This window comes from Microcoleus sp. LAD1_D5, from assembly GCF_036702115.1.
Lineage (GTDB): Bacteria > Cyanobacteriota > Cyanobacteriia > Cyanobacteriales > Microcoleaceae > Microcoleus.
Map to the genome: position 1 here is coordinate 1 of NZ_JAUBSA010000157.1, position 3,589 is coordinate 3,589.

Consider the following 3,589-nt stretch of genomic DNA (forward strand, 5'->3'; position numbering starts at 1 on the left):
AGGGAAAAACTTTTTGACTCCAACTTTTCACAACTGATAAAAAATTCCACACACATCTGCGGAATGTGGGTTACACCGTAAGCAGGGGTGTCAAAGTAAGGGGCGGCTCCGACTGCTGCAACTCCCCTGGCATTTGCGTTGCCATATATAGTTGAACTATTGGTGTTGTAATTGTTGATTTTGAAGGTAGAGGAACCACTCGCCACGTACTTCATCAAACCGGGAGCAGCACCCGATCGCTTGGCAATCATGAGATTGAACTGATCCGAGCCAAACGAACCATCATTGCGGAATGTGAAATACTCGATCGGATCTCCTCCCACATTTGACAGTTTGCTGCTAGCCAAGATTTTTTGTTTTGTATTGTCAACCAGGTAAATATCGAGGTCGTTGGTTGAACGATCGAGCGGTGAGTCCCATTGGAATGAGATCGCGAGGGAATCGTTTTTCGCCAGTGTGATGCTTTGATAGAAATCGACCCCAGTTCCTGGATCGAAGTCATGAAGTTCTCCATAATCCGCGAAGAACCCAGCCGACTTGAAATCACTTTGATAGCTATCGCGAGCAGAGTTACCCGCAGCAGTAAAGTAGGAAACACCCTGTTTGACGACCTCATCGATCGCTTGGGCAATGATGCCATCTTGGAACATCGGTTGAGATGCGAAGCGCAGGTCGTCTACAATGATTTGCGCTCCTTGAGCTGCCAATGCGCGAATACCATCAGCCATAGCCTTTTCACTTGCTTTTGACAATTCTAGCTGGCTGTTAAACTGACCGCTGGCATAGCCTGTATGAAACAACAAATCGGCTCCTGGAGCAACATCGTGAATAAGTTGCAGCATGGCTCTGCCTTCATCTGTCGGCGTAAAAAAGTTATTTCCCAAATCTTCTGCCAACAGCTGGCCTTTTACGGGCAAGTCACCGCTTGCCATGTCTTGGGCCGCCCCACCCAGCCTGTTGAAATTATTAGATAAAACCCCGATTTTGATGCCCGTGCCGTCTACCCGAAAACCATCGCGCGCGACATCCGATCGCATTGCCCGATCGCCCTGGCTGGTTATTAATCCTCGATTCCCCAAGGTGAGAAAGGCTGCATTGCCGATCGTGCTTGCATGGGTATTGTTCAGAATTGCCAGTAGCTCACCGGTCTCGGTGCTGATTAATGTATCGTTGCGATTGTCCCCTGTGCCTTGAGAGATGGTCAACTCATCAAAAGTTAACCCTCCAGCTAAACCGATCCGATCGCGCTCACTCAGGTTGAAGTCAACAATCGTATCAGTTCCTTCCTGTGGTTTCAGCGCAAAGATATCGCGATCGCTCCCACCGATTAAAACATCTCGCCCCGCACCGCCCCAGAGTATATCGTTGTCAGCATTACCCCAAAGTGTATCGTTGTCACCGTTGCCCAAGAGTATATCGTTGCCAGCATAGCCCCAGAGTATATCCTTGCCAGCGTTGCCCCAGAGTGTATCGTTGCCAGTAGTGCCCCGCACGATGTCATCACTGCTCTGTCCAGCCATGCGATCGTCGCCGCCTTGTCCATCCATCGCATCGTTTAAGTGGTTGAATCCTTGAATCTGATTGTTCAGATTATTCGGGAATGCGATCGGGCTGGCGCTGTTGCTGTCGAGAAGAAGATTGTTTTGAGCGAGGGAAGTAGACAAGCTTATATCTGCAAAATCATTTTTCATGGAAGTTGCTCCAAATTACAAAATTTATTCATTAGGACGATCGCACGGGTGGTCAGAAACCGCGTTTTTTAGCGAATCTGCGGGTCGCAACCAAGTATTTTCGTAAAAACCCGGTTTCGAGGAGTCGGAGTGCGTCCAGGACTGTTCCTGCGAAACTAGACAGCACCTGGGCGAGGAAACGGTGCGTGAAATACATCTGAATTGACAAAGCAATCAACCCTTCAATCCTGTGTGTGCTTTTTTCTATAGATTGAAAAGCCAGTAATGAGTGAACCGAGTCCAAAAAGGAAAAGAATGAAAGACCATATAAAATCGTTTGTTCTTCGACTATCAGGACTATCCCCTATATCAATCCGAGCTTTGACGGGGGAAGAGTCTGGGTCATACACTACTGGAACTGTTTGATTTTCCTCCGCAGACGTGCAACTGTTGGAAAACACAATAGTTTTTCCCCGGTTGGTCTGAAAATTCACGGTTACGTCACAACTAGAAGAACAACCGTATCCTCCTCCATAACAAGTTGTTTTTTGATTTTTTTTAGTGACGATGCCCGAAGTTCTAACTGCTCTAGCTCGAAAGTCCACTTCGGTTCGATAGCGATCGGGAATCGTCACATACATCCATCCAGCTAATGACCAGAAAAAACCAGGCAGGAGTATGAAAAAAAGAGCTTTCCAAACCAATTATTGGTGTTATTTTTGTGGTTTTTGAGCGTAGGTCGATTCATTTGATTTCAACTCCTTTCCTGAGTTCAAAAGATTGATTAATTAACGCCTTCTTGGCTTGTCCTTCTGCCGGTGATATTCCCTCATCAGATTATTTTTTCTCAGCGGATCAAATTCCCTCGGCCAGGTATCTTCCATCGGCCAGGCATTTTCCCTCGGCCAGGTATCTTCCATCGGCCAGGCATTTTCTCTTTGACATTCCTTATCACTTCCGCGAACAATATTTTGAGTTTTTTGGTCAATTCTGACGTTGAAAGTACCAGATTCAATGATGGTGTTACCGCTTTTTATCTCATAGTAAAAGTGGTTTACTCCGGGTTGCACCGCTAAATATCTACCGCTATGAATTGTGCCAAGAGACACTTTAAATCCTTCCGAATTTGGAGCTTTTTCGTATTCACGATCGGTATAGGGAGAAGGGTTGTGGTCAATCCTAGGGGTGACATTTCGGATCACAACGCGCAACCCTGGAGCAGGCGGCATCGTGCTAGAAATGAATACTGCTTGTCCACCGATTTCCTCTGTGGTAGAGTAGGACTGACACCCGCCGGAGTCATTGTATTGAGTGACAGATTTAGTGATTACACCCATATTAAATTCCTCAGATTGTTGAAATCTGAATCCAATTTGAGGGGCAGGCGATCCGGATTGTGCATGGGTAAGATTGGACATGAGTGGAACACTCAACAGTGAAAATCCAATGACTTTAGAGACCCATTTTGCTTTGGTTGGTAGAATTGATTTTTGTGTTTTCATCGGCTTTACCTTGCAAATATCTGCAATGAACAGCGACTTTTAGTAAACAGAAGACTGAATTTCAGTAGTGCCAAACTATTTTTTAATTCGAGTCTTTCTTTACTTGAATCTTAAGCAACCCAGATGGGAATTTCACTCGTTCTACCCACAGACCTGATGAAGAGATGGGTGCAATGTTGATTGCGGGAAAGTGCAACTAATCCAAAAATATCTTGCCGCCTGATTAACTTTATTGTAGGGACACGGCTTTATTGTATGGGCACGGCAATGCCCTGTGCCTACGAGGATCGAAAGAAAATTACATGGGGCCCCGAAACGAGTTTTTTTACGAAAATACTACCTGGAGTTTAGACTAAAAAACGATCGCACCTAAAAGTAGCTGCCTCTCAACCGCAGGCAAGTTATTGCTCAAAAACT

1 protein-coding gene and 1 pseudogene are annotated in these 3,589 nt (G+C 45.8%); both read right to left on the reverse strand.

The window, feature by feature from the left end; translation table 11 throughout:
* Positions 1 to 1,691, reverse strand: a pseudogene (locus QUA70_RS28175) (hypothetical protein); the annotation flags it as partial.
* Between the two features lie 767 nt (positions 1,692 to 2,458).
* Positions 2,459 to 3,172: a hypothetical protein gene (locus QUA70_RS28180; RefSeq protein WP_333323809.1), complete on the reverse strand. Its 714-nt coding sequence runs from the start codon at positions 3,170 to 3,172 to the stop codon at positions 2,459 to 2,461.
* Between the last annotated feature and the right edge of the window lie 417 nt (positions 3,173 to 3,589).